This is a genomic window from Acidimicrobiales bacterium, from assembly GCA_040219085.1.
GTDB lineage: Bacteria > Actinomycetota > Acidimicrobiia > Acidimicrobiales > JAVJTC01 > JAVJTC01.
Genome location: JAVJTC010000020.1, coordinates 137250 through 162702, shown reverse-complemented (window position 1 = coordinate 162702; position 25453 = coordinate 137250). Strand labels below are relative to the sequence as shown.

Here is a 25453-nt window from a genome sequence, read left to right as displayed (position 1 = left end):
CCGGCCACACTCGGCTTTATTGAAAGTTATCGACATACTTGTAAACGTCATCTCCGTCTCCTAGGGTTCTTTCATGCCTTTTCGATCCGACATCGTCTCCCTGCTCGATCCCTCCGTGGAGTCGCCGCCGGCCACCCCGTCCGGTGATCCGGCCGCGGTGGGCGGCGCCACCCAGCGCGGCGCCGGCCACCCCGACATCGTCAGGGTGGAGGCCTGGTTGGACCCGATCGTCGACGAGTTGGGGGTCCACCCGCGCTCGGCGTACGTGGAGGCCTTCTGGCTGCCCGTGATCGGCCCGTCGTGCACCTGGCTGATTCGCCGCGTGACGACGGGCCTCGACGCACATCCCGACGGGTACGAGATGCGTCTGGACCACTGCGCCGCGGAGCTGGGAATCGGGGGCTCACGATCCAAGAACGCCACCTTCGCCCGCACCGTGGACCGCTGCGCCCAGTTCGGGCTCATGCGGCGCGACGGGCGTAGCGGCCTACAGGTCCGCCGCCGCCTCCCACCTCTGAACCGGGGGCACGTACGGCGCCTACCCGAAAGACTCATCGGCCTCCACGAGAGGTGGGGCCTGGAATCACCTCGCCCTGACGGGTCCGAACTGGCCGAGAGGGCCAAGCGCGTGGCGCTGGCGCTGTTCGAGAGTGGCGACGACGTCGAAGCCGTCGAACGACAGCTCCACCGTTGGCACTTCCACCCCGCCATGGCCCACGCCGCGGTCCGTTGGGCCGACGACTACCGGCGCGCCGGCCGCGAGGCCGCGTGAGACACCAGGTACCCGGTCGACCCGGGAGGTTCAGGAACCGGGCGGTGAGAAGTCCTCGACGAGTTGCAGCAGCAAGCGGACCCCGAAACCGGAACCGCCCTTGGGTGCCTCGTTGCGGACGGCCTCGTTGAAGGCGGGGCCCGCGATGTCGATGTGGGCCCACGGGATGCCGTCTGCGACGAACTCCTTCAAGAACAGACCAGCCGTCAGTGCCCCGCCGTGGGACCCACCGATGTTCTTGAGATCGGCAACCGGGCTGTCGAGCTGCGAGCGGTAACCGTCGGGAAGCGGCAGTGGCCACACCTCTTCGCCCGCCGAGTCGGCGGCGGCACGAACCTGGTCCACCCAGGCGTCGTCGTTGCCCATCAGCCCGGCGATGTCGCCACCGAGTGCGATCAGGCACGCTCCCGTGAGGGTTGCGAGGTCCACGATCGCGTCCGGCTCGGCCTCGGAGGCCAGCGAGAGCGCGTCGGCGAGGACGAGTCGGCCCTCGGCGTCGGTGTTGAGGACCTCGACGGTCTTGCCGTTGCGGATCGTGAGGACGTCGCCGGGTCGTGTCGCGTCACCGCCGAGCATGTTGTCGGTCACGGGCACGTAGGCCGTGACCTTCACCGCGGGTGCCAGGCCGGGAAGCGCCGACATGGCGCCGAGGACCGCCGCTCCCCCGCCCATGTCCATCTTCATGGTCATCATTCCCTGGCCGGTCTTGATGGACAGGCCGCCGGCATCGAAGGTGATGCCCTTACCGACGAGCGCGAGCGAACCCTTCGCCTTCTTCGCTGGGGTGTAGGTCAACTCGATCAACCGCGGCGGCTGTTCCGACCCACGGTTGACGCCGAGCAGGCCTCCCAGTTTCGCCTTCCTGATGGCCGCCTCGTCGAGGATCTTGGCCTTCAGCCCCACCTTGTCGGCCATCTCCTGTGCCCGCGTCGCCAACTCGGGTGGGGTGAGCGTCCCGCCCGGTTCGTTGACCAGGTCTCGGGCAAAACAGACGGCGTCGGCGATGGCGGCGCCGCGCTTGAGCGAGTTGCGAACCGGAGCGCCGCCACCTCCCGTGACGGTGACCTTGGTGAGAGAATGCGGGGTGCCCTCGGACTTGTGGACGCGGTACTCGTAGGCACCCAGAACGAGACCCTCGGCGTGGGCCTGGGCCGCAGGTACCCGCTCCACCGCGTCGCCGATGTCGTCGAGCAGAGCGCTCGACAGCTTGGCGCTGCGTCGTGAGGCGCGGGCGAGAGCTGCCGATGCACGCCGGATGACGACCGGTGTGATGTCGGCGGCGGGACCGAGGCCGACTGCAGCCACCGGGGGACCTCCGTCGTCTGCGCCGACGATCTGGATCTGGGCGACCTTCGCCTCGAAACCCCGGGCCCGCAGGGTGGCCCAGTCGAGCCCGTGGGGTTCTTCATCCAACTGCCCGGTCGTCACGCCGACGGCGCGCAGGTCCACGTTGGCCGGCGGCTTCGTGGCGAGGGTGAACGAGATGGTCACGGAGACTCCTCTTCGGCGGGGTCGGAAGTGTCGGCCACGTCCGTGGATCGGGGATCTGCGGCCGTTCGGGTGGCGAGCGACGTCCCCTCCTGCCAGCGGGCGAGGGTCCACAGCAGATCCGAGAGGCGGTTGAGGTAGGGCCCCACCGACGAGCCGTCGACGGCCGCCGACACGCAGGTGCGCTCGGCACGGCGCACCACCGTGCGTGCAACGTCTAGGCGGGCGGCGACGCGGCTCTCGCCGGGCACCACGAACTCGGTGGGCGGGTCGAAGCGGTCGGAGACGTCGTCGATCAGCGTCTCGAGGCGTTCGACCATCTCCGGCGTGGCCAGAGAGGTACCAGCCACGAGCTTGTCGTGCTTGTCCGGCGCCGTCGCGAGCTCGGCCATGAGGATCCACAGGTCCCGCTCGAGGGCGACGAGCATCGCGTCGAGCTCGGAGCCCCGCTCGGTCTCGCTGCGGGCGAGACCGATGAACGCCTGCGCCTCGTCGACGTCGCCGTAGGCCGCGGGTGCGGGGTCGTCCTTGCGGACCCTCCCCCCGAAGAGCAGCCCGGTGGTGCCGTCGTCGCCTTTGCGCGTGTAGACCTTCATCGCCCGCCAAACGTACCGGCCCGGGCCCCCCGAGTCGTGTTCGGGGGACACCCGGTGACCGTTCCGCCTCCTCCGGCACCGGTGGGGGCCGCCGGTAGCCTGTGCGGGTGCACCCGTACCTCGAGGCCGTCAACTCCCGCGTCGTCGTCGTCGACGGCGCCTTCGGCACCTACGTCCAGGCTCAGGACCTCACCGAGGAGGACTACGGGGGAGCCGTGCTGGAGGGCTGCACCGACATCTTGTCGGTCACCCGCCCCGATGTGATCGACGGCATGCACGAGAAGTTCCTCGCGCTGGGTGTCGACGTGATCGAGACGGCGACCTTCGGTGCGTTCGCCGGTCCCCTCGGCGAGTACGGGATCGCCGACCGGGCGACTGAGATCAACCTCGCCGCGGCGCGCATCGCACGTGAGGCCGCAGACCGGTGGTCCACTCCCGACAGGGCGCGTTTCGTCGCCGGATCGATCGGACCGGGCACCAAGTTCGCGTCGCTGGGCCAGATCGCCTACCCGGATCTGCGCGACTCCTACGCCGAGCAGGCGGCCGCACTGATCGAAGGCGGCGTGGACCTGTTCATCATCGAGACGCAGTACGACCTCCTCGGGGCGAAGGCGGCGATCGTCGGCTGCCGTCGTGCCATGCGGGCAGCCGACGTCGAGTTGCCCCTCCAGGTCCAGGTCACGATCGAGCTGACCGGGCGGATGCTTCCCGGCACCGAGATCGGCGCCGCGCTGACGGCACTGGACCCGATGCGACCTGACGTGATCGGGCTCAACTGCGCCACCGGCCCTGCGGAGATGGGCGAGCATCTCCGTGTGCTGGCCCACCAGTCCCGCATGCCCATCGCGTGTATCCCCAACGCAGGTCTCCCGTCGGTGGTCGACGGCGAGATGCACTACGACCTCACGCCGGACCAGTTGGCCGACTTCCTCGAGCGCTACGTGACCGAACTCGGCGTGAGCGTCGTCGGCGGGTGCTGTGGCACGACCCCCGAGCATCTCGCCGCGGTCGTCGAGCGGTGTGCGGGCCTCGTTCCGTCGGGACGTGAGCAGCGCCACGAGCCCGGCGCCACTTCGATCTACAGCGCCGTCCCCTTCGACCAGGACACCGCGTTCCTCATGATCGGCGAGCGGACCAACGCCAACGGCTCGAAGAAGTTCCGCGAGGCGATGCTCGAGGCCGACTGGGACACGTGCGTGAAGATGGGCACCGACCAGGTCGCCGAAGGCGCCCACATCCTCGACCTGTGCGTCGACTACGTCGGCCGCGACGGCGCCGCCGACATGGACCTCCTCGCAGCTCGCTTCGCCACGCAGGTGGCGGCGCCCGTGGTCCTCGACTCGACCGAGCCCGAAGTCATGGAGGCCGGCCTGCGCCACATCGGTGGCCGGTCGATTCTCAACTCCGCCAATCTCGAGGACGGCGACGGCGAGGGCTCGCGCTGTGACCGGGTGTTCCGCCTGGCGAGGGAGTACGGCGCCGCCGTGATCTGCCTGCTGATCGACGAGGAGGGCCAGGCCCGCGACGTCGAGTGGAAGATGCGCATCGCGCACCGCCTCCACGACCTCGCGGTCGAGCGGTACGGGCTCGAGTCCTCCGACCTGATCTTCGACGCGCTGACCTTTCCGTTGTCGACGGGCGATGACGACCTGCGCCGCGACGCCATCGCCACGATCGAGGCGATCCGACGGATCAAGGCCGAGATGCCCGGGGTGCACACCACCCTCGGAGTGTCGAACGTCAGCTTCGGCCTGTCCCCGGCGGCACGCCACGTCCTGAACTCGGTGTTCCTGCACGAGGCGGTCGCCGCCGGACTGGACTCGGCGATCGTGCACGCCGCCCGCATCATGCCCCTCAACCGGATCCCGGACGAGCAGCGGAAGGTCTGCGAAGACCTGGTCTGGGACCGGCGCGGCATCGCCGGTGGCGACGGCACCGATCCGGGCTACGACCCTCTGGCGAAGCTGCTCGACGTCTTCTCGGGCGTCGACGCCACCACCGTGGTGAAGGAGGACCGCTCCGACTGGCCCGTCGACGAGCGTCTCAAGCACCGCATCATCGACGGTGACCGCGAGGGACTGACCGGGGACCTCGACGAGGCGATGCACGAGACCGCTCCCCTGGCGATCGTCAACGGTCCCCTCCTCGCCGGGATGAAGGTCGTCGGTGAGCTCTTCGCATCCGGGGACATGCAGTTGCCCTTCGTGCTCCAGTCCGCCGAGACGATGAAGACCGCTGTCGCCTACCTCGAGCCGCACATGGACAAGCTCGACGACACCGGAGCGAAGGGCTCGATCGTCCTGGCGACCGTCAAGGGCGACGTGCACGACATCGGCAAGAACCTCGTCGACATCATCTTGACGAACAACGGCTACGAGGTTCACAACCTCGGCATCAAGGTGGCCGTCAACGAGATGATCGAGACCGCGCTCGAGGTGAACGCCGACGCGATCGGCATGTCGGGGCTGCTCGTCAAGTCGACGCTGATCATGCGCGACAACCTCGAGGAGCTCAACGACCGGGGGCTGGCCCATATCCCCGTCCTCCTGGGCGGCGCGGCGCTGACGCGTGGCTACGTCGAGGACGACCTGCGTGCGGTCTACGAGGGCCGCCTCTTCTACGGCAAGGACGCCTTCGAAGGGCTCCGGGTCATGGAGCGGCTGATGGAGATCACCCGCGGCGACGACGAGGACGAGGACGAGGACTTCGGTCGGGTGGCCACACAGCGGCGCCTCCCCCGGCGCGAGAAGACCGGGACGCCGGTTGCGGATCGCCCGCCCCGGTCGCCCGAGGTCGTCACCGACAACCCCGTCTTCACGCCACCGTTCCTGGGAACCCGCGTCGTCAAGGGCATCTCGGTCGACGACATCGCCGGGTACGTCAACGAGACCGCGCTGTTCCGCAACCAGTGGCAGTACCGGCCGGTCGATGGCGAGGACGACGCCACGTTCAAGGACAGGATCCGCCCCCAGCTACGTGAGCAACTGGCGAAGGCCAAGGCCGACGACCTGCTCGTCCCCCAGCTCGTCTACGGCTACTTCGCAGTGAACGGCGACGGCACCGACCTCGTCGTGTGGTCCGACGAGTCCCGCACGACGGAGCTGGCCCGGTACTCGTTCCCCCGCCAGTCCAGCGAGCCGTGGCTGTGCATCGCGGACTTCTTCCGCCCGCTGACGAACCCCGACGGTTCCCGGGGCGAGGTGGACTACGCGGCTTTCCACATCGTGTCGATGGGCCACGCCGTCTCCGAACGCGCGGCCGAACTGTTCGCCGCCGACCGCTACCAGGACTACCTCATGCTGCACGGCATCGGGGTGGAGATGGCCGAGGCGCTCGCCGAGCTGTGGCATCGTCGGATCCGCGAGGAATGGGGCTTCGCCGACGAGGACGGCCCCACCCTGCAGGGCCTGTTCCGCCAGCAGTACCGCGGCGGCCGGTACTCGTGGGGCTACCCGGCGTGTCCGGACCTGGCGGACAACGAGACGACCGCCGAGATCCTGGGCGCGGACCGCCTCGGCATCGAGGTCTCCGAGGAGACCGGCTTCCAGTACCAGCCGGAGCAGACGACCTCAGCGCTGATCTGTCACCACCCCCGGGCGAAGTACTTCATCGCCCGCTGACGGGTAGCGGATCAGCCGGCGGGGGCCGAGAACAACCCGAGGTGGTTCCCCGCGGGGTCGGTCACGTTCGCGTACACGAGGCCCATGGGGGTCTCGGCCGGCCCGAGGAGCACCGAGCCACCCGCGGCACTGATCGTCTCACAGGTGGCGGCGACGTCGGCGACCTGCAGCGAGAAGATCGCGTAGTGCGCCGGCAGGCCGTCCTCCGACGACGTCAGTCCCCCGGACAGGCCACCGTTGTCGGCGATGCGATAGGACGCCCCCATCGGCGAGTCGGCGAACTTCCAGCCGAACACGTCGGCGTAGAAGCCTTCGAGGGCCGCCATGTCGGGCCCGGCGATCTCGAACCAGGCCACCGGAGCGGTCCCGGCCCCAGGGGCGTCGGCGGCAGTCGAATCGGTCGAAGTGGTGGTGTTCGGGCTCATCTGTGTCTCCTGTGGTCGGTGTCGGACGACTCCACCGTCGGACACCGCGGCGACAACCCCATGTCGGTGTTTCGCGATGTTTCGCGGAACTCTCCCCCGTCAACCGAGAACCTGTGGCCCGCGGGCCAGGAAGTCCTCGAACCACGCCGTCACCTCGCCCGGATCCCGTTCGGGCGCCCGCTCGTCGGACACCGTCGCGCTGCGGGCGCGGTCCAGACGGAACATGCGGTTGTCGTCACGGAGCCGGCACCACGCCATCAGGTACCAGTCGTCGTCGATCCCGACGACCGCGATCGGTTCCACCTCGCGGCGCGTCCGTGCGCCGTTGCGGTCCTCGTAGTCGAGGGCCACGACGCGGTGATCCGCGATCGCGTCCTGGAGTCCTCCGAGCACGTCGGGGCGTCGTCTGTCCGGGTCCCACCGCGACATCAGGCGCACCCGCTGGGCGAGAGAGCGGGCGGCGTCGGCGTCCTCTTCCGACATCGCAGCGAGGACCTTGTTGCGGGCCCGTCGGCCGGCGGCCGCGAAGGGACCACCTGCACCCGCCAGAGCGACGGCCACGGCGACCGCTTCGGCGGCGGTGAAGTTGATCGGGGGGAGCGTCCTCGTCGGATCGATCCCGTAGCCGCCGCGTCGCCCCGGCGTGGCGTGTATCGGAACACCTGATTCCTGCAGCGCCAGGATGTCGCGCTCGATGGTGCGGGTGCTCACGTCGAAGATCGCTGCGAGCTCGCGGGCGCTGCGGCTCCCAGGCGCGGCCGCCCGCAGTTCCTCGACGAGCGCGTAGAGCCGGTCGGTGCGGTTCACCCGCCCTCTCCGGACGGGGCTCCCGAGCCGTCGGGGCGCGGCAGGGACTGCTCGAACGTGACCACCTCCGCGAAGAGGTCCCCGAGGGCCTCCACCCGGTCCACGACGTCGGCGGCCTCGAAGACCAGCGGGTCGCCGGCCGCCCCGGCCTCGACCTCCTCCCAGCGCAGCGGGGTCGACACGGTGGGACGATCCTTCGCCCGCAGCGAGTAGGGCGCGACGGTCGTCTTGTGCCGGGAGTTCTGGCTCCAGTCGATGAACACCTTCCCCGGCCTGGCCGCCTTCGCCATCGTGGCGGTGACGTCGCCGGGCCGCTGCTTCTCCAGGAGCTGGGCGAGGGCCAGCGCGAAGCTCGATGCATGGTCGTGGGTGTGAGGCGTGTTGAGCGGGACGTACAGCTGGAGCCCCTTGGATCCCGAGGTCTTGGGCCAGCCAACGAGACCGACGGCCCCCAGTACCTCCCGGATGGCCAACGCCACCACGCAACACTCCGTGATGGTCGCGGGAGCTCCCGGGTCCAGGTCGAACACGAGGGTCGCGGGCGAGTCGATGTCCCCGCACCGCGCCATGGGGGCGTGTATCTCGAGTGCCGCCATGTTCGCGGCCCAGGCGAGCGCCGCGGGTGAGTCCAGTCGGCAGTAGCCGATGCCCCCGCTGCGGTCCCCCGGGCCTTCGCACGTCCCGACGAAGTCCGGGCGGTGGGAGGGGCAGCGCTTCTCGAAGAAACCGACCGACCCGACGCCGTCGGGGAACCGCCTCAGGGTGACCCCCCGGTCGGCGATGTGGGGCAACATGACCGGCGCCACGCGTGCGTAGTAGTCGATCACCTCGGCCTTGGTGAAGCCGACCTCGGGGTACAGCACCTTGTCCAGATTCGACAGCGAGAGCGTGTGGCCGTCGATCTCCACCTCCACCCGCTCCGGACTCATGTGGGCCGCCGGACTGCGGGCCGGTGCGCGCTCATGCGCTCTTGCGGGACTCCTTGGCCGCCGCGACGCTCGCCTCGAGCGCGGCCATCAGGTCCACCAGCTCGTCGGAACTCGGCGTGGCGGACTCGCCGGCCTCGAATGTCTCCCCCGCGGCCTTGGCCTCGATCAACTCGGTGACCCGCTCACGGTACGTATCGGTGAACTTGCCGGGTTCGAAGCTCGTGGTCAGCGAGTCGATCAGCTGGGATGCCATGGTCAACTCGGCGTCGCTGACCTCGATGTCCGCGACCCGCTCGAGATCGTCGATCTCGTCGGCGGAGCGCACCTCGTCGGCGTAGTTCATGGTCGACAGGACCAGCGCCCCGCGGGAGGACCGGATCGCGGCGAGGTACTGGCGGTTGCGCATGACGAAACGGGCGATGGCTACCTTGTTCTCGCGCTCGAGCGCCTCGGCCAGGAGCCGGTAGGCCTTTGCCCCCAGCTCGTCGGGGGCCAGGTAGTAGGGGCTGTCGTAGTACACGGGGTCGATCTCGGCGCCGTCGACGAACTCGACGATGTCGATACTGCGCGACGCATCGGGATCGAGTGCGGCCAGTTCGTCCTCGGTGACGGTCACGAACCTGCCGTTGCCGAGCTCGTACCCCTTCACGATGTCCTCGTTCGCAACGTCGGACCCGTCCGCCGCCGACACCCACTTGCGCTTCACACGGGCGTCGGTACGGGTGTCGATCTGGTTGAACCGGATGGACTTCGTGCTGACCGCGCCGAAGAGACGCACGGGGATCGTGACCAGCCCGAAGCTGATCGCACCGCTCCACATGGCCCGTGGCATCGCTTCTCCTCCTCGGCGGCAGGGACCGTCCCGGGCGCCATCGAACGCGGCGTCACGGACGTGCAGGAATACCCCGGCTCCGCCCCAGCCGCTGTCCAGTATGCGACATGAGCCACTCCACGAACAAGGGCAACAGCGTCGGTGGACTTCCACCGGCCTCGCCCGACACGGGCGTAGCCGCACGCGCGGCGGTCGCGGGTCAGGTGTCGAGGAGCACGCGGGCGACAAGATCCATGCCGAATCCCGTCAGGATCGCCAGATACAACAGCCCCGTCGCGGCCATGACAGCGGCGTACTGGCGCTCGCGCAGAGCCGCCCGGGTGACGAAGACCAGGACGATGGTCGTGACCGTCGAGGCGATCCAGAACCATCCGAGCAGGCCGTTGTAGCCGTCGTCGATGTCGCCGTTGATGACCGACACCATCCCGGTCGGCCACAACAGGACGATCAACTCCACCGGCCACAGCAGCCCGGTCCAGCGCACGATCTCGAGCAGCGGGGAGCGGGCGAGGCCGGGCTGGACGAGATACCAGTGGCCGAGGAGCATCGCGTCGGTCAGCGCGCCGAGGAACGCCGCTCCGATGAGCGTGCGGGCGACGGCCAGCGCGGCCGGATCGCCGGCGTCCATCCCCGCGGCGATCAGAGCGACCAGTCCGATCGCGGGCGCGATCAGGTCCAGGCGGGGGTCGAACTCGGTGACAGACCGGTCGAACCGCTGCTCGTCGCGGTCGATGCCGGTCATCGCAGCCACCCGGGCGGTGCGCTTATCGACGACGTCGCGCTGGCCGGCGACGCCGGCCCGGCGGCGCACGACCGAAGACAACAGGGCCAATGCGGCAGCGGCCGCTACACCGATCGAGCCGACCTCGCGCAGGCCCGGGTCATCACCCGAGAAGCCGACCACCGCGGCCAGGACCGCCATGAGCCCGAAGCTGATCCGGATCATCCAGCCGTAGCCGAGGCCGACCTCGCGCCGGCGCGTCGTCACCCAGCCGAACAGGAGTCCGCCCACGGCCCACTGCAACAGGACCGTCGCTGCCTCGATCTCGATCATGGAAGGGTCCGGTCAGGCCTCGACGACGGCGAGGTCCCCATCGAGGGTTCCGAGGACGTCGGGGCCGTCTGTCGCCGCGACGACGATGTCCTCGAGGCGGGCGCCCCAGCGATCGGCCAGGTAGATGCCCGGCTCGACGGAGAACGCGTGGCCGGGGGTGAGCGGCTCCGTGTTGCCGATGACGATGTAGGGGTCCTCGTGCTCCTCGGAGCCGATGCCGTGCCCGGTGCGGTGCAGGATCCCTCCGGCGTACCCGCCCTCGGTGATCACACGACGCGTCGCCCTGTCGACGTCCTCGCACGGCGTCCCGACCGTCGCAGCGGCGACACCGGCGGCGTGGGCGGCGAACAGGACGTCGTAGAGGGCGAGGAACTCGGGGGCGGGTTCGCCGGTCCACACGCAGCGGGTGATGTCGGAGCAGTAGCCGACACCGTCGTCGCCGACCATGGTCCCGCCTATGTCGCACAGCACCACTTCGCCGGGCTGGATCACCTTCGAGCCGGCATGGTGGTGCGGACTCGCCGAGTTGGGTCCGGCGGCCACGATGGCGAAGTTCACCCGGTCGTGGCCCTCTTCGATCAGACCGCGGCCGAGTTCGGCCGACACCTGCGCCTCGGTCCGGCCCACCAGCGGGATCTCGCCCCCGCGTAGCCGGGCGATGACCCGGTCGGCGGCGGCAGCGGCCTCCCGTAGACGCTCGACCTCATCGGGGGTCTTGATCGCCCGGATCGGTCCGACGACCTCGGACGCGTTGGACCACGTGACGCCGTCGAGACGCCCGATGAGTCCGACGAGGAACCGGGACCACGTCGTGTCGCCGATGGCCAGGCGGTCGGCGCCCTCGACGACGGAGACGACCATGTCGAGGGGGTCGTCGGTCTCGTCCCACGGCACGAGGTCGAAGACGTCGGGCCGCTCGACGACGCGGGGCGCCTCGAGCCGGGGCACGAGCAGTTTGGGCTTCTCGTCACGGCGCACGACGAGCATGGTGAGACGTTCCAGCGGCATGGCCTCGTAGCCGCACAGCCACGGGAGATCCGCACCGACCGACAGGAGCACCGCGTCGACGTCGCGCGACGCCATGGACTCACGGACCCGGCCGAGACGACCGACGAACGGATCGCTCATCTGGCTGCCCGGTTCATCGGATAGCCGGGGAGTCCGTCGATGCTGGTGCCGTTCTTGCGGACCCGGTACTGCGCGAGTCCGTCGTCGCCCTGTTCGTCGGCCCAGTCGATCAGGTCGCCGCGCATCCCCTCGTAGGACATGAACGGCACGCCGAACCCGCACGAGTCCGAGACCCGGTCGAGGTCGGCCGTGATGATCGACCGCAGGCCGGGTACCGGGGGGAAGCGGTCCGCGAGCTCGGCGAAGCCGTCGTCGTCGGGGAGGTGCACGCTGGCGGCGCCCTGGAGGCGGATGATGGACGGGTCGCCGTCGAAGGCACAGAACATGAAGGTGATGCGGCCGTTGTCGCGCACGTGGGCGATCGTCTCGATGCCGCTGCCGGTCATGTCCGCGAACGCGACCCGGTGGGGGCCGAGCACCCGGAAGCTGTCGAATCCCTTGGGCGACACGTTGACGTGGCCGGCGGAGCCCGACGGGGCCGTCGCCACGAAGAACACCTTCGCGGCGTGGAGCCGTTCGGCGAGGTCCTGGTCGATTCCATCGAGAACTGTTCCCATGATGCCTCCTCAGACGCCGTCGGCGGCCTGACGGGCGTGGTAGCTGGAGCGGGTCAGCGGCGAGGACTCGACGTGACCGAGCCCCATCGCCACGCCGATCTCGGCGAGGTCGGCGAACTCGTCGGGATGGACCCAGCGTGCCACTGGGAGGTGGTTCGTGGTCGGTCGCAGGTACTGACCGATCGTCACGATGTCGACGCCGACGGAGCGCAGGTCCGCCATCGTGGCGATCACCTCGTCGCGGGTCTCGCCGAGTCCGACGATGATCGACGACTTGGTCGTGAGGCCGGCGTCGTGGGCCCTCGCCAGCACCGACAGGCTCCGGGCGTAGCCGGCCGACGGCCGTGCCGCCCGTTGGAGGCGGGGCACGGTCTCGATGTTGTGGTTCAACACGTCGGGGCGGGCGGCGAAGATGACCTCGAGTGCGTCCGGGTCGCCCTTACAGTCCGGGATGAGGACCTCGACACGGCAGTCGGGCCGGCGGGCACGTACGGCGGCGATGGTGTCGGCGAAGCCCCGCGCGCCCCCGTCGGCGAGATCGTCGCGGGCGACGGAGGTGATGACCGCGTAGGACAGCGCCATCCGGTCGACAGCGTCGGCCACGCGCCCCGGCTCGGCGGCGTCGAGCGGTTCGGGCCGGCGGGTGTCGACGAGACAGAAACCGCAGGCGCGGGTGCAACGCTCACCGTTGATCATGAAGGTGGCGGTGCCGTCGTTCCAGCAGTCGAAGATGTTCGGGCAGCCTGCCTCCTCGCACACGGTGACGAGGTCCAGGTCCCGCATGACCTTCTTGAGGCGCAGGTACTCGGGTCCGGTGTCGAGCCGGACCCGCATCCACTCCGGCTTGCGTTCCGTGATGTCGATCCCGTCGGCCACACCTGCCTCGGCCAGGCGGCCCAGCAGTCGTACCGACGACGTCCCGTCAGCCGACCGTGACGGCCGGCCCGGCGTTGCTCCCGGCCCCGCCCCACGCGAGAACGGTGCGAGGTCCGTTTCACGGTTGCGCCAGACGACGTCGGCCCGTTCGGTCGCGACGACCCCGTCTGCGTCGCCCCACAACGCGGTGGCCCGCTGTTCCACGGCATCGACCACGGTGCGCATCTCGACGTCGACCCCCTCGGCTGCAAGGGATGTCACCGACTTGTCGGCGATGCCACACGGGACGATCCGCCCGAACCAGTCCAGATCCGGGTTCACGTTGAGGGCGAAGCCGTGCATCGACCGGCCCCGACTCAACTTGACGCCGACGGCGGCGACCTTGCGGGCGGTCGGCCGGTCGGGGTCGAGCCACACGCCCGGCTGTCCCTCGAGGCGCCCGGCGTCGGGCAGGCCGAGATCGGTGAGGACGTCGATGATCAACTGCTCGACGGAGTGGACGTAGGCGACGGTGTCGGCCATCCCCCCGCCCCGCTTGCCGGCGACGTGCAGCACCGGATAGCCCACGAGTTGTCCGGGGCCGTGGTAGGTGACGTCGCCGCCGCGGTCGACGTGATGGATCTCGGCGCCGACAGTGGCGGCATCCACGAGGAGATTGTCGGCGCTCCCGCTACGGCCGAGCGTGAAGACGTGGGGGTGCTCGAGCAGGAGCAGATGGTCGTCGGGCGACGTCGTGAACAGCCCGCGTTGAAGAGCCCAGGCATCCCGGTAGGCGACCCGGCCGAGCCAGCGGACCCTCAGGGTGCGTTGCGTCGGCGCCTGCGGCGCGCCGGGTGCCGGCTCGAGCGCGACCACTAGGAGATCTCGGCCTCCCAGTCGCGGGTCTCGATGATCGTGCGCAAGTGGTCCAGGAACGCCGCCGCGTAGGCGCCGTCGAAGGCACGGTGGTCCCAGGCGAGCGCGAGCACACCGACCGAGTGGATGGCGATCGCCTCGTTGCCCTCGTCGTCGGTGACGACCACCGGCTTGCGGCTGATCCCGTCGGTGGAGAGGATGGCCACCTGGGGCTGGTTGATGATCGGGAACTGCATCATCGTGCCGTACTGGCCGGGGTTGGTGATGGTGAAGGTCCCGCCGGTCAACTCGTTCGGCGTGACCTTCTTCTCGCGGGCTCGCCCGGCGATGTCGACGATGTCGCGTGACAGTTGGCGGAGGCGCTTGCCGTCGGCACCGGCGATGACCGGCGCCAGCAGCCCGTCGAAGTCGAGGTCCACCGCGATCGCCATGTTCACGCCCTTGTGGACGATCAGTCCCTTGTCGGCGACCGAGGCGTTCATGTGGGGGAACTCATGCAGGGCGTCACACACGGCCCGGATGATGAATGGCAGATAGGTGAGGCTGAAGCCCTCTTCGGACTTCCACTCGCCCCGGTGGGCCTTTCGGACCTTCTCGACGTTCTCGAAGTCCACCTCGACGGCGGTCAACACGTGCGGCGAGGTGGCCTTGGAGTTCACCATGTAGTCGCCGGTCACCCGCCGGATGGTGTTGAAGGGAACGACCTCGTCGCCCTCGCCTGCGGTGGCTGCGGGTGCCGGTGCGCTCTTCGCCGCGGGGGCGGGAGCCGGTGCCGCTGCCTGTTCCGCCGGGGCCGAGGCGGCGGCCTGGGCCGCGGGCGCCGATGCCTTCGGGGCCGCGGTGCCGCCCTGGATGGCCTTCTCGACGTCGGAACGGGTGATGCGACCACCCACACCGGTGCCGGTGATGGCATCGACGTCGAGGTCGTGTTCGTTCACGAGTCGACGCACGACCGGGGACAGGAGATGGGACGAATCGGAGGCTTCGCCCGATCCGTTGTCCGACGCGGCGGGAGCAGACTGGAGGGCCTCCGCCTCGGGCTCGGGCTCAGCTTCTGCTGCAGGCTCGGGCTCCGGTTCGGCTGCGGGCTCGGGCTCGGGCTCGGCGGCTTCGTCGCCGGCGGAGTCCGTCGCGGGGGCGGACCCGGCGTCGCCGATCACGGCGAGTTTCGTGCCGACGTCGACCGTCTCGCCCTCGGCGACAACGATCTCGGTGAGAACCCCAGCCGAGGGCGACGGGACTTCCGAGTCCACCTTGTCGGTGGACACCTCGAAGAGGGCCTCGTCGGCCGCTATCTCGTCACCGATCTGCTTGAACCACCGCGTGATGGTTCCCTCGGTGACCGTCTCGCCGAGTTGCGGCATCACGACATCAGCCATTCAATCTCTCCTCTCAGTGGAGCGAGCGGCCCGTCAGGGACAGGACCGTCTCTCCGAAGACCTCGGACATGGTGGGATGAGGCTGGATGAACTGAGCCGCCTCGTCGACAGTCGCCTCCCAGTTCACCGACAGGTAGCCCTGTCCCAGCTGTTCGGTCACCCACGGACCGACCATGTGGACGCCGAGGATCACGCCGCCGGTGCCGTCGGGCTTCTTCTCGGCGACGACCTTGACGAGCCCCTCGGTGTCGCCCACGATCATCGCCCGCCCGTTGGCCGCATAGCGGTGCTTGGAGACGATGATGTCGTAGCCGGCGTCCTTCGCGGCCTGTTCGCTCAGTCCGGCGAAGGCGACCTCGGGGTTGCAGTAGATGCCCCACGGGACCCGGGAGTGGTCGATCGGCAGCGGGTTCTCCCCGAGCATGTGCTTCACGGCCAGGATGGCCTCGGCGAAGGCGACGTGGGCCAACTGGCCGGTGTCGATGAGGTCACCGAGGGCGTAGACACCGGGCTCGGCTGTCTGGCAGTACTCGTCGACCTCGACGAAACCGCGTTCGGTCGTGACCACATTGGTGCCGTCGAGGCCGAGCTCGTCCGAATACGGGCGCCGACCGACCGAGACGCACACGAAGTCCACGTCGACGGAGTCGTCGTCGCCGAAGTGCACGGTGGTCCCACCGTCGTGGGGTTCGTGGCCTGTGACGGCAACGCCCGCCTTCACATCGATGCCACGCTTGGAGAACGCCCTGCTGACCGCCTTGGAGACGTCCTCGTCGGTGAGGGCGAGAATCCGGGGCATCGCCTCGAGAAGGGTGACCTCCGTGCCGAGGTCCACGAGCATCGACGCGAACTCGCAGCCGATGGCGCCGCCGCCGATGATCGCAACCCGGCCGGGGACGTGGTCCAGCGACAACATGTGGTCCGAGCTCCAGACCTTGTCCCCGTCGAAGTCGAATCCGGGAATGGTCCGGGGCACCGAACCCGACGCGAGAGCGACGTGCGTGCCGGTGAGCTCGGTCGCCTCTCCGTCGGCCCCGGTCACGGTGACGGTGCGATCGGCACCGAGCGTGCCGACGCCGTCGTAGACGGTGACCTTGCGTCCCTTGAGCATCGAGGCGAGGCCCCCGACGAGCTTGTCGACGATGCCCTGCTTGCGTTCCTGGGCCACGGTCATGTCGATCGTGGGCTCGTCCACGTTCAACCCGAACTCAGCGGCGTGCATGATGGTTCGCCGCACATGGGCCGTCTCGAGCAGTTCCTTCGCCGGGATGCACCCGACGTTGAGGCACGTGCCACCGAGCTTGTTCTTCTCGACGAGGCCGACATCGAGGCCGGCGCTCGCTCCGTACAGTGCGGCGGCGTAGCCCGCTGGCCCGCCGCCGATGATCACGAGGTCATGGGAAGCCATTGGCCCGAGCCTATCGGCCGAGCCGGTATGCCCCAGCCGGAGCGTGTCGCGATCAGCCGAGCCAGAGGCGGGGGTCCTGGGCAACGCCGTCCACCTGCACCTCGAAGTGCAGATGGGGCCCCGTCGAGTTTCCGGTGGAGCCGATGTAGGAGATGAGCTGACCCGCCGTCACCACGGTGCCGGGATCCACTGCGAAGGCCGAGTTGTGCGCGTACAGCGTGTGCACTCCCCCACCGTGATCGACGAGGACCGTGTTGCCGTATCCGGAGATCCAGCCGACGAAGTAGGCCTCTCCCGAAGCGGCCGCCACGACGGGGGCGCCGCTGTCGGCGGCGATGTCGATCCCCTCGTGCATCCGCCCCCAACGGGGGCCGAACTCCGAGGTGACCGGCCCGATCGCGGGCCACCCGATCGAGTCCGGCCGGGTCCCTGTGGCGAGGCCACAGGCGAGCGGGGTCCCGTCCACATCGGTTGCGAATCCCGCCGCGCAGCGCTCGGCCTGGCGCGCTCGTCGTTCGACCTGGTCACGTAGCTGCGCCTCGCGCGCTGCTATCAGCGCGGCGACCTCGGCGCGGGCGGCCTCCAGTGCGACGACCTCGTCGGTATAGGCCGCGATGCGCGCCTCGAGTTCGGCCTTGAGCGCCTCCTGTTCGGCGGTCGAGGCCTCGAGGTCGACCAGCAGTTCCGAGGTGGTCTGAGCGAGTGCGGCCGCGTCATGTGACGCCGCGTCGGCATCGGCGCGGAGGTCGTCGACGGCCGCCCGTGCCGCCGTGAGCTCATGGAGGACGGCGTCGTCACGTTCGGCCACGGCCGCCAGCAGGACCCGCCGGATGGGCGCCCTCGCAGCGGCGGCGTCGGTGAGCCCCAACAGCTCCTGTTCATCGTGCGGTTGGATGAACGCGGCGACGGCGCGGTCCTTCACCAGCTCGGTCAGCGTCGCAACGTCGGCTTCAGCCTCCCGCGCCCCTTCGATCGCCGCCACCTCGGCGTCGAGCGCCGCGAGCCGGTCCGCCCGGGCGGCTTCGAGCTGGGACTCCGTGGCGCGGATCTCGAGCTCGAGGCGGGCGATCTCCGCGGTGATCTCCTCGGCGTCGAGGGAGAGGACGTCGATGGTCGTCTCGAGCTCCGCCTGACGCCCGGCGAGCGCGTCCTGTTCGGAGAGGCGTCCCTGGATCTCGCCATCCGAGGAGAGGGCATCGTCCAGCTCGGCGTCGACGTCCACCTGAGCGGCCGCGGGCGCGACAAGTGCCAGCGAGACGATGCAGACGACAAGGGCTGTCCGGGGTCGGTTCATTCACCTGGCAGCCCGCTTGCCGGGGATTATGTTACCACTGTTGCTCGTGTTGTTCGCTCAGCCCGCGCCGGGAATGGCAACGGGCCGCCTCCCCCCGGAGGGGAGGCGGCCCGTGAATCGACTCTTTGGCGGGTCGGCCCGGGTCAGGAACCGATCGCCAGCACCGTCACACCCGGATCAGCGGTGAACTTTCCGCCCGAATTACCGAGAAGATCAGAGAACAACAACCACACCAGACCCGACGAACCTTCGATCTCCACACCCGGTCCGCCATTACCGGTCGCCGTGACGACCAGGAAGAACCCCGACGCCTCGTCACACGCATCGAGCTGGAACCCCGACTCGACGTTGCCAGTCGCCTGCGAGAACACAACCCGCATGTCCACATCGCCACAGCCGTCATCGCCATAGGACTCGACGTCGAGACCGTCCTCGCCGTTGTCCTCGAACTTCGACAGACGCACCGACACGTCGAAGGAGCCGTCGTATTCGCTGTAGAGATCCGCTCCGTCGTCACCGTTGCCGGAGAACTGCGACGCCGTCAGCGTCGCCATCGTGTCGCGGTAGTCGTTGTCGATGTACAAGCCATCGTCACCGTTGTTCGCGAACTGCGATGCCGTCACGGTCAGGTAGATGTCGTCCTCGTCGTTCTCCACCTCGAGACCGTCGTCACCGTTGTTGCGGAATACCGACGTGGACACGTCCACGGTGATGTCGTCGTAGTCCTGATTGATGGACAGACCGTCCTCGCCATTACCCAAGAAGGTCGACTGACGGACCGACACCGACGTGGTCGCCCCGTCCGTCTCGTCGAAGTCGATGTCGACGCCGCCGTCCTCGCTTCCGGATGCGTTGTTCCCTATGACCTCGACCCTGGTCAGTGTCACCGTCGCAGCACCGATCTCGTCATCCACGTCCACCTCGAGTCCCGTCTCGCCGTTGTCAGCCACGCGGACATCGGTGAAGCTCAGCGTGAACTCCTCGCCGTCCCAACCTTCGAAGTCGATCTCGGCACCCTCGTCGTCGTTGCCCACCATCTGCGAGCTGCGCACGGTGATGGACGTGTCACGGCTTTCGTCGACATCGCCGACGCCGAGGCGCAACCCGTCGTCTGAGTTGCCGTCGAACGTCGAACCGGAGACGGCGAGTGTGACCCCGCCGCTCTCATTGCGGGCCAGCAGCCCATCGCCTTCACCACCGGTGCCGTTGCTGTCGAAGTGCGAGCCGGTGATGTCGACGTCCAGCGTGGACCAGTAGTTGTAGAGGTGGGCACCGTCCTCGCCGTTGCCGGTGAAGCTGCTGTCGAGGATGGTCACCTCGGAGATCGCTCCCCCGGGATCGTTCTCCTGAGCCACCTCGAGGCCGAACGTGCCATTACCCACGAACGTCGAACTCCTCACCGTCACGTCCACGGACCCGTTCTGGTCGGCGTAGACCTCGACACCATCACTCCCGTTGCCCGTGAACGCGCTGTACAGGATCGACACGGTCAGCGGCTGGGCACCGTCATCCTGGCCGATGAACACACCCTCACCCGTCGCACCGGTGACCGTGACACGGTCGAGGACAACAGCGGCTGGGCCGTCGTAGATCTCGATATCGATGCCCGTGCCCGGCGTGGTGAGGTCGACGGTCATGTTGCGGATCGTGACGTCGCCGACGGTGTCCAGCTCCAGGGGCCGGTCGATCGTGACCCCGCCGCCGAGGATCGTAAGGTCGTAGCTCGGTGACTCATCCGGCGCATACGTGAGCTGGCTCAGCGCCGTCACGGCATCGACAGCCGGCCCGAACGTGATGATCGAGTCGTCGCCGTCACTGTCCGCGAGGTCGAGTGCAGCGCGCAACGAACCCGGACCCGAATCGGCATCGGTCGTCACCACATACGACGTCAACGCCGACGCCGACGAACCAGCCAACATCACCACCGCCACGACCGCTGCACCAGCAGCCATCACCAGAACCATCAACCTGCGCATCATCACCCCAACGATCGAGTTCGGACCGGGTGCACTGTAGAGGAGGGGCGCTCCTACGCCAAGGAATACCGGAAACGCCACGGGCCGCCTCCCCCGGAAGGAAGACGGCCCGTGAAACGAACTCTGCGGCGGATCCGGCCGGCTCAGGACCCGATCGCCAGCACCGTCACACCCGGATCAGCGGTGAACTTGCCACCCGAGTTGCCCAGAAGGTCCGAGAACAACAGCCAGACGAGGCCGCCGCCACCCGGATCCACCTCGACACCGACACCAGCCCCGCCGTTGCCATTCGCGGTGGCCACCAGGAAGAACCCACTGACCTCATCACACGCCTGGAGTTCGAAACCGTTCCCCGCGTTGCCATTGGCCTGCGAGAACAACACCCTCGCCTCGACGTCATCACAGTCAAAGGACTCGATGTCGAGACCATCGCCGCTGTTGTCCTCGAACTTCGACAACCGCACCGACACGTCGACCAGGCCGTCGTAGTCGCTGTAGAGATCCGCCCCGTCGTCACCGTTGGCCGAGAACTCCGACGCCGTCAACGTCGCCATCGTGTCGCCGTAGTCGTTGTCGGTGTACAAGCCGTCACCGACGTTGTTCTTGAACTGCGACGCCGTAACCGTCAAATAGATGTCGTCGTAGTCGTTCTGTGCGGCGAGCCCGTCTCCGTCGTTGCCCCTGACCTGCGACCCCGTGACGGTCAGGTAGATGTCACCCTCATCATTCTCGACCTGGAGACCTTCGCCACCGTTGTTGAGGAACAGCGACGCCGACACATCCACAGTGAGATCGGCGTAGTCCTGGTTCAGCGTCACGCCGTCGTCGGCGTTACCGATGATCTCTGACCCGCGGATCGACACCGTGCTCTCACCGTCTTCGGTGTCGTTGTCCATGTCGACGCCGTCGTCGCCGTTGTTGGAAGCCGCGAACCCGGTCAACGTGAGGTCCATCGTCGAGACGTAGTACTCGGCGTAGAAGTCCAAGCCGTCATCGGCGTTGCCGTTCGCCTCCGAATCCGTGACCGTCACCGCAACCGACTCGTAGTCGTCGCCCTCGAACTGGACGAGGATCCCGTCTTCGCCGTTGTCGTTCGCCTGAGAACCCGAGATCGACACATCCGTGTCCTCGCTGTCCTCGCCGTCCTCGCCTGCGTCGATGCGCAAACCCCACGCGAAGTTGTCATCGAAAGTCGAACCCGTGATCGTCGCGTCCACGCCTCCATACTCCGCGTCGACTTCGAGGCCATCGCCATCCTCGTCGAACCCGTCCAGGCCGTTGCCGTCGAAGTGCGAACCGTCGACGGTCAGGACGACCTTGTAGTCGTTGTCCCGTTCGATCTCGGCGCCGTCGTCGCCGTTGCCCGTGAAGGACGAGTTCCGCAGGGTCACGGCGAGATCGCCGGTGTCGGAATGATTGGCATCGAGTCCGTCGTCGCCGTTGCCCGAGAACGTGGATCCCACCACGTACACGGTCATCGCTGCGTCGTAGTTGTGATAAAGGTACAGCCCGTCGTCGCCGTTGCCCGAGAACGTGCTGTCTTTGACCGTGACGTCCACGTCGTAGTCATCGTCGTCCTGGTTCAGTGCGACCCCGTTGCTCTCATTGTCCGAGGCCGTGAAACCGTCGAGCAGGAGCGTGAAGTCGCTCCCCGGATCCTCGATGTACACGCCGTCGTTGGGCCCGTCGGTGAGCGTGACGTTCCGCAGCGTCACGGCCGCCGCGTCGTAGATCGACAGCATCGCAGTGCCGCTGTCGCTGGTGTCGTCGACGTCGGTGATCGTCACGCCACCACCGAGGATGGTCAGCGAGTAACCCGCCTCCTCGAACTCGAGGCTGTCGCCCAACTCGATCGTCTCCACACCGTCAGCGAACGCGATGAGCGAATCGTCACCATCGTCGTCGGCCAGGTCGAGCGCAGCGCGCAACGAACCCGGACCCGAATCGGCATCGGTCGTCACCACATACGACGTCAACGCCGACGCCGACGAACCCGCCAGGACCAGTACCGCCACGATCGCTGCACCAGCAGCCATCACCAGAACCATCAACCTGCGCACTTGGGGATCTCCTCGACCGCCGAACGTGGACGTGTGGACCATAGAGCGCAGTAGCGCGATTGCCAAGGACTACCGGAATCGCAACGGGCCGCCACCCCCCGGAGGGGTGGCGGCCCGTGAATCGAGTCTTTGGTGGGTCGGCCCGGGTCAGGAACCGATCGGCAGCACCGTCACACCAGGATCAGCGGTGAACTTGCCACCCGAATTGCCCAGAAGATCCGAGAACAGGAGCCAGACCAGACCGGACCCGCCAGAGATCTCCACACCCGGCCCACCGTTGCCCGTCGCGGTAGCCACAAGGAAGAAACCGGTGGCTTCCTCGAACTCACACGCATCGAGCTGGAAACCCGACTCCGTGTTGCCGTTCGCCTGAGAGAACAGCACCCGCATCTCCACGTCGTCGCAGTCTTCAGCCTCGACGTCGAGACCGTCCTCGCCGTTGTCCTCGAACTTCGACAACCGTGCGGTCACATCGAAGCTCCCACCGTCGTAGTCGCTGAAGAAGTCAGCACCGTCGTCACCGTTGCCCGAGAACTGCGACGCCGTCAGCGTCGCCGTCGTCGGCTCGTCCTCGTTGTCCACATACAACCCGTCGTCACCGTTGTTCACGAACCTCGACGCCACGACCGTCAGGAGGATTTCGCCCTCGTCGTTCTCCACTTCGAGACCGTCATCGCCGTTCGACGCGAAGTTCGAGCCGGTCACGGTGACCTCGAGCATCGCGTAGTCCTGGTTGATCCAGGCGCCCCACTCGTTGCCGACCAACTGGGAGCCGGTGATGGTGACGTAGCTCTCGCCGTCCTCGGTGTCGTTGTCCATCTCGATCCCGGAATCGCCGTTGCCGGAGGCGTCGAATCCGGCCACGTCGAGCGTCATGTCGTCGACGTAGTACTCGGCGTAGAAGTCGAGGCCGTCGTCACCGTTGCCCTTCGCCTCCGAATTCGTGACCGTGACCGACACGGTCTCGTCGTCCTCGCCGTAGTACTCGACGGTGAATCCGTCTTCGACGTTCCCGTTCGCCTGGGATCCCGAGATCGACACAACCGTGTCCTCCGAGGTCTCCTCGTCGTCGCCCGCCTCGATGTAGAGGCCCCACGGGTTGTCGTCGAAGGTCGAGCCGGTCACCGCCATGTCGACGCCGCCGTACTCCGCGTACGCCCAGAGCCCCGCCGCGTCGGAGTCGACGAGGCCGTTGCCGTCGAAGTGTGAACCGTCCACGATCGCGTCGATCAAGTAGTCCTCGTCGCGGTAGAGGTAAGCCCCCTCGGACCCGTTCCCGGTGAACACCGAGTTCCGCAGTGTCACTGTGAAGTCGTCGAAGAAGTCTGCGACTCCCTCGTGCGCGGCGTCGAGACCATCGTCGCCGTTGCCGGAGAAGGTGGAGTTGACGACGTACACACTCATCGGCTCGTCGTAGTACTGGACGAGGGAGGCGCCGTCGTCGCCGTTGCCGGTGAACGAGCTGTTCTTGATCGTGACGTCCAGGGCGTAGTCGTCGTCGTCCTGGTTGAGCGCGAGGCCGTTGCTCTCGTTGTTGGAAGCCGTGAAACCGTCGAGCAGGAGCGTGAAATCGCTCGTCGGATCCGAGATGTACAGGCCGTCGTTGGGGCCGTCGTCGAAGGTGATGTTGCGCAACGTCACCGCCGACGCGTCATTGATCCAGAGGAGGGCGACGCAGCAGCTGCTGTCATCGACGTCGGTGATCGTCACCCCGCCGCCGAGGATGGTCAGGGAATAGCCGGCCTCCTCGAACTCGAGACCGTCGCCCAACTCGATCACGTCGACACCGTCGGCGAAGGTGATCACCGAGTCATCAGCGTCGTCGTCGGCGAGGTCGAGCGCGGCCCGCAGCGAGCCCGGACCCGAATCCGCGTCAGTCGTCACCACATACGACGTCAACGCCGAGGCCGACGAGCCCGCCAGGAACAGGACCGCAACGACAACCGCCGCAGCCCCCAACAACAATGCGGCCAACCTGCGCATGTTCACTCCAAAGCTCTCGACCACCCGAACTGTCACACCCTACGCGGCGATGGATTCCGTGCCAAGGATCGGCCCGGGGCGGCCCACTGCTCAGCGGGCGAGCATCAACTGGACGGTGAAGGCGATCAGGATCGCCACGCCGCAGGCGAGGGCCAGCGCGATCAGCATGCGGGTGCTCACGACGCAACAAGGTACCGGCCGCGGTGGTCGCCGAAACCACGGCGAAGGTCAGGCCGTGAGGGCGGCGACCATCTCATCGACGCCCGGGTAGGTGGCGATGTCGATACCGGCGCCGACTTCGACCCACCGCTCGACGGCGGCAAGAGGGATCGGTTCGGTGAGGGCGCACAGTGACATCGCCGACACCACAAGGGGCACGGCGCTGTCGATGATTCCGCCGATGATGACACCGGACAGCGGGTAGCGGGCGGCCGGGTGGCGCATCTCCAGGCGGTCCGGGCGGTCGACGTCGACGTTGCGCCAACGCCTGTCCCACTCGCCCGGGAGGGTGAGATCGACCTCCGAGGTCCCGAGGTCCACCCGCACCACACCGGTGTCCACCATCTTCAGGCCGGCCTTTGCGATATCCGCAGCGTGGTCGTCGAGAACCCACGCGAGGCGGCGGTCGACAAGGGTGGCGGTGTCCCCCGCCACGACGACCACGGCCTCCAGGTCCACGCATTCGTCGCCTGGCGCCGCCATTGCGTGTTCGCCGAGCCCGCGAACCAGTGCGCGAGCGACCCGGGACATCGACCTGGTGCGCAACACGCGTCGGTTCGCCCGGTACAGCGTGTGCTTGGTCGTGACGCCGTCAACGGTTCCGCCGACGACGACGCCGAAGTTCGCCGGCGCGGGAACGTCGGCCCGGTGTGCCCCGCCGAGAACATCACGCAGCAGGTGGGCGCACTCGTCGGTGCTCCATCGCACTCCGAGCAGGTGCGCGCCGACCTCGAAGCTGTCCGTGACCGCACTCCCGGTGCGGAAGCTTCCCTCGAGTCAGTTGTTGGGCGGTACGGCGATGTAGGGCGGTTCACTGAACGGGTCGCGCTCGACGGGCGTCTCGTCGTCATCGCAGTCGTCGGGGGCGACGGGGTCTGCCGGGTGGCGGGCACCTATCCCTTCGAGCGCGCCGATCCGACCGAGTTGGTCGACCAGGTTCGAGACGTCGTCGAGAGCGGCCTCGGCGGGTACGTCGAAGGCATCGGCCACGTCCGCTGCGATCTCCGCAATGGTCCCCTCGCCGTCGAACACCCGCCACAACAAGGCGGCGGTCTCATTGAGCGCATGGGCCGCTCCCGATCCCCTGTCGAAGACCACGGTTGCCCCATCGACCTCGAGGAGGGTCGCTTCGGCCGTGGGACGGGGCCGATGGTCGCTGTCGATCACGGTGACAAGTGTACGAAAGCGCAGCACC

20 protein-coding genes are annotated in these 25453 nt (G+C 68.1%); 2 read left to right on the top strand and 18 right to left on the bottom strand.

The features are described 5' to 3' along the window. Positions 1-73: 73 nt before the first annotated feature. Positions 74-772 carry a hypothetical protein gene (locus RIE08_08200; GenBank protein MEQ8717581.1) on the top strand — a complete coding sequence of 233 codons (699 nt, stop codon included), beginning with the start codon at positions 74-76 and terminating at the stop codon, positions 770-772. A gap of 30 nt (positions 773-802) precedes the next feature. Here the strand turns inward: RIE08_08200 and RIE08_08195 are convergent, their stop codons facing one another. Beyond that, a complete protein-coding gene (locus tag RIE08_08195) occupies positions 803-2263 on the bottom strand; it encodes a leucyl aminopeptidase (GenBank protein MEQ8717580.1) in 1461 nt (486 codons plus the stop codon). After that, complete coding sequence (locus tag RIE08_08190) at positions 2260-2856, bottom strand: cob(I)yrinic acid a,c-diamide adenosyltransferase (protein ID MEQ8717579.1); 597 nt, start codon at positions 2854-2856, stop codon at positions 2260-2262. Before RIE08_08190 ends, RIE08_08195 begins: the two co-directional genes overlap by 4 nt. Before the next feature lie 107 nt (positions 2857-2963). Between RIE08_08190 and metH the strand changes: the two genes are divergently transcribed. After that, positions 2964-6476 (top strand): methionine synthase, encoded by a 3513-nt coding sequence (gene metH, locus RIE08_08185; GenBank protein ID MEQ8717578.1) that lies wholly within the window; start codon positions 2964-2966, stop codon positions 6474-6476. 11 nt (positions 6477-6487) lie between these two features. Here metH and RIE08_08180 read toward each other — a convergent pair whose 3' ends face one another. The 16 genes from RIE08_08180 to RIE08_08105 all read right to left on the bottom strand — a co-directional run bounded on the left by RIE08_08180 (position 6488) and on the right by RIE08_08105 (position 25425). Next, the gene (locus RIE08_08180; protein ID MEQ8717577.1) at positions 6488-6901 is read right to left on the bottom strand and encodes a VOC family protein; all 414 of its coding nucleotides are present in this window, start codon (positions 6899-6901) and stop codon (positions 6488-6490) included. 99 nt (positions 6902-7000) lie between these two features. Then, positions 7001-7708, bottom strand: coding sequence for a WYL domain-containing protein (locus RIE08_08175; GenBank protein ID MEQ8717576.1), 708 nt, complete (start codon positions 7706-7708; stop codon positions 7001-7003). Further along, entirely contained in the window at positions 7705-8637 is a 933-nt protein-coding gene (gene ligD, locus RIE08_08170) for a non-homologous end-joining DNA ligase (GenBank protein ID MEQ8717575.1), read from the bottom strand. The genes RIE08_08175 and ligD overlap by 4 nt, the downstream gene beginning before the upstream one ends. Before the next feature lie 31 nt (positions 8638-8668). Beyond that, the gene (locus RIE08_08165; protein ID MEQ8717574.1) at positions 8669-9469 is read right to left on the bottom strand and encodes a Ku protein; all 801 of its coding nucleotides are present in this window, start codon (positions 9467-9469) and stop codon (positions 8669-8671) included. A gap of 199 nt (positions 9470-9668) precedes the next feature. Then, positions 9669-10523, bottom strand: coding sequence for a hypothetical protein (locus RIE08_08160; GenBank protein MEQ8717573.1), 855 nt, complete (start codon positions 10521-10523; stop codon positions 9669-9671). A 12-nt stretch (positions 10524-10535) separates the two neighbouring features. After that, positions 10536-11651, bottom strand: coding sequence for a Xaa-Pro peptidase family protein (locus tag RIE08_08155; protein MEQ8717572.1), 1116 nt, complete (start codon positions 11649-11651; stop codon positions 10536-10538). Continuing rightward, a complete protein-coding gene (locus RIE08_08150) occupies positions 11648-12208 on the bottom strand; it encodes a pyridoxamine 5'-phosphate oxidase family protein (protein ID MEQ8717571.1) in 561 nt (186 codons plus the stop codon). The genes RIE08_08155 and RIE08_08150 overlap by 4 nt, the downstream gene beginning before the upstream one ends. 9 nt (positions 12209-12217) lie before the next feature. Further along, positions 12218-13939, bottom strand: a complete 1722-nt coding sequence (lipA, locus tag RIE08_08145; GenBank protein MEQ8717570.1) for a lipoyl synthase — start codon at positions 13937-13939, stop codon at positions 12218-12220. Next, positions 13939-15318, bottom strand: a complete 1380-nt coding sequence (gene sucB, locus RIE08_08140) for a 2-oxoglutarate dehydrogenase, E2 component, dihydrolipoamide succinyltransferase (protein MEQ8717569.1) — start codon at positions 15316-15318, stop codon at positions 13939-13941. Before sucB ends, lipA begins: the two co-directional genes overlap by 1 nt. A 13-nt stretch (positions 15319-15331) precedes the next feature. Continuing rightward, positions 15332-16726: a dihydrolipoyl dehydrogenase gene (gene lpdA, locus RIE08_08135; GenBank protein MEQ8717568.1), complete on the bottom strand. Its 1395-nt coding sequence runs from the start codon at positions 16724-16726 to the stop codon at positions 15332-15334. Positions 16727-16778: 52 nt separating this feature from the next. Beyond that, entirely contained in the window at positions 16779-18020 is a 1242-nt protein-coding gene (locus RIE08_08130) for a peptidoglycan DD-metalloendopeptidase family protein (protein MEQ8717567.1), read from the bottom strand. Between the two features lie 143 nt (positions 18021-18163). Beyond that, on the bottom strand, positions 18164-19999 hold the full coding sequence (locus RIE08_08125; protein ID MEQ8717566.1) for a right-handed parallel beta-helix repeat-containing protein: 1836 nt from the start codon (positions 19997-19999) through the stop codon (positions 18164-18166). Positions 20000-20139: 140 nt separating this feature from the next. Further along, positions 20140-22056 (bottom strand): right-handed parallel beta-helix repeat-containing protein, encoded by a 1917-nt coding sequence (locus RIE08_08120; GenBank protein ID MEQ8717565.1) that lies wholly within the window; start codon positions 22054-22056, stop codon positions 20140-20142. A gap of 147 nt (positions 22057-22203) precedes the next feature. Continuing rightward, entirely contained in the window at positions 22204-24039 is a 1836-nt protein-coding gene (locus RIE08_08115; GenBank protein MEQ8717564.1) for a right-handed parallel beta-helix repeat-containing protein, read from the bottom strand. Between the two features lie 228 nt (positions 24040-24267). Further along, on the bottom strand, positions 24268-24966 hold the full coding sequence (locus RIE08_08110; GenBank protein ID MEQ8717563.1) for a hypothetical protein: 699 nt from the start codon (positions 24964-24966) through the stop codon (positions 24268-24270). Positions 24967-25035: 69 nt separating this feature from the next. Beyond that, positions 25036-25425, bottom strand: a complete 390-nt coding sequence (locus RIE08_08105) for an HPr-rel-A system PqqD family peptide chaperone (protein MEQ8717562.1) — start codon at positions 25423-25425, stop codon at positions 25036-25038. Positions 25426-25453 lie beyond the last annotated feature (28 nt).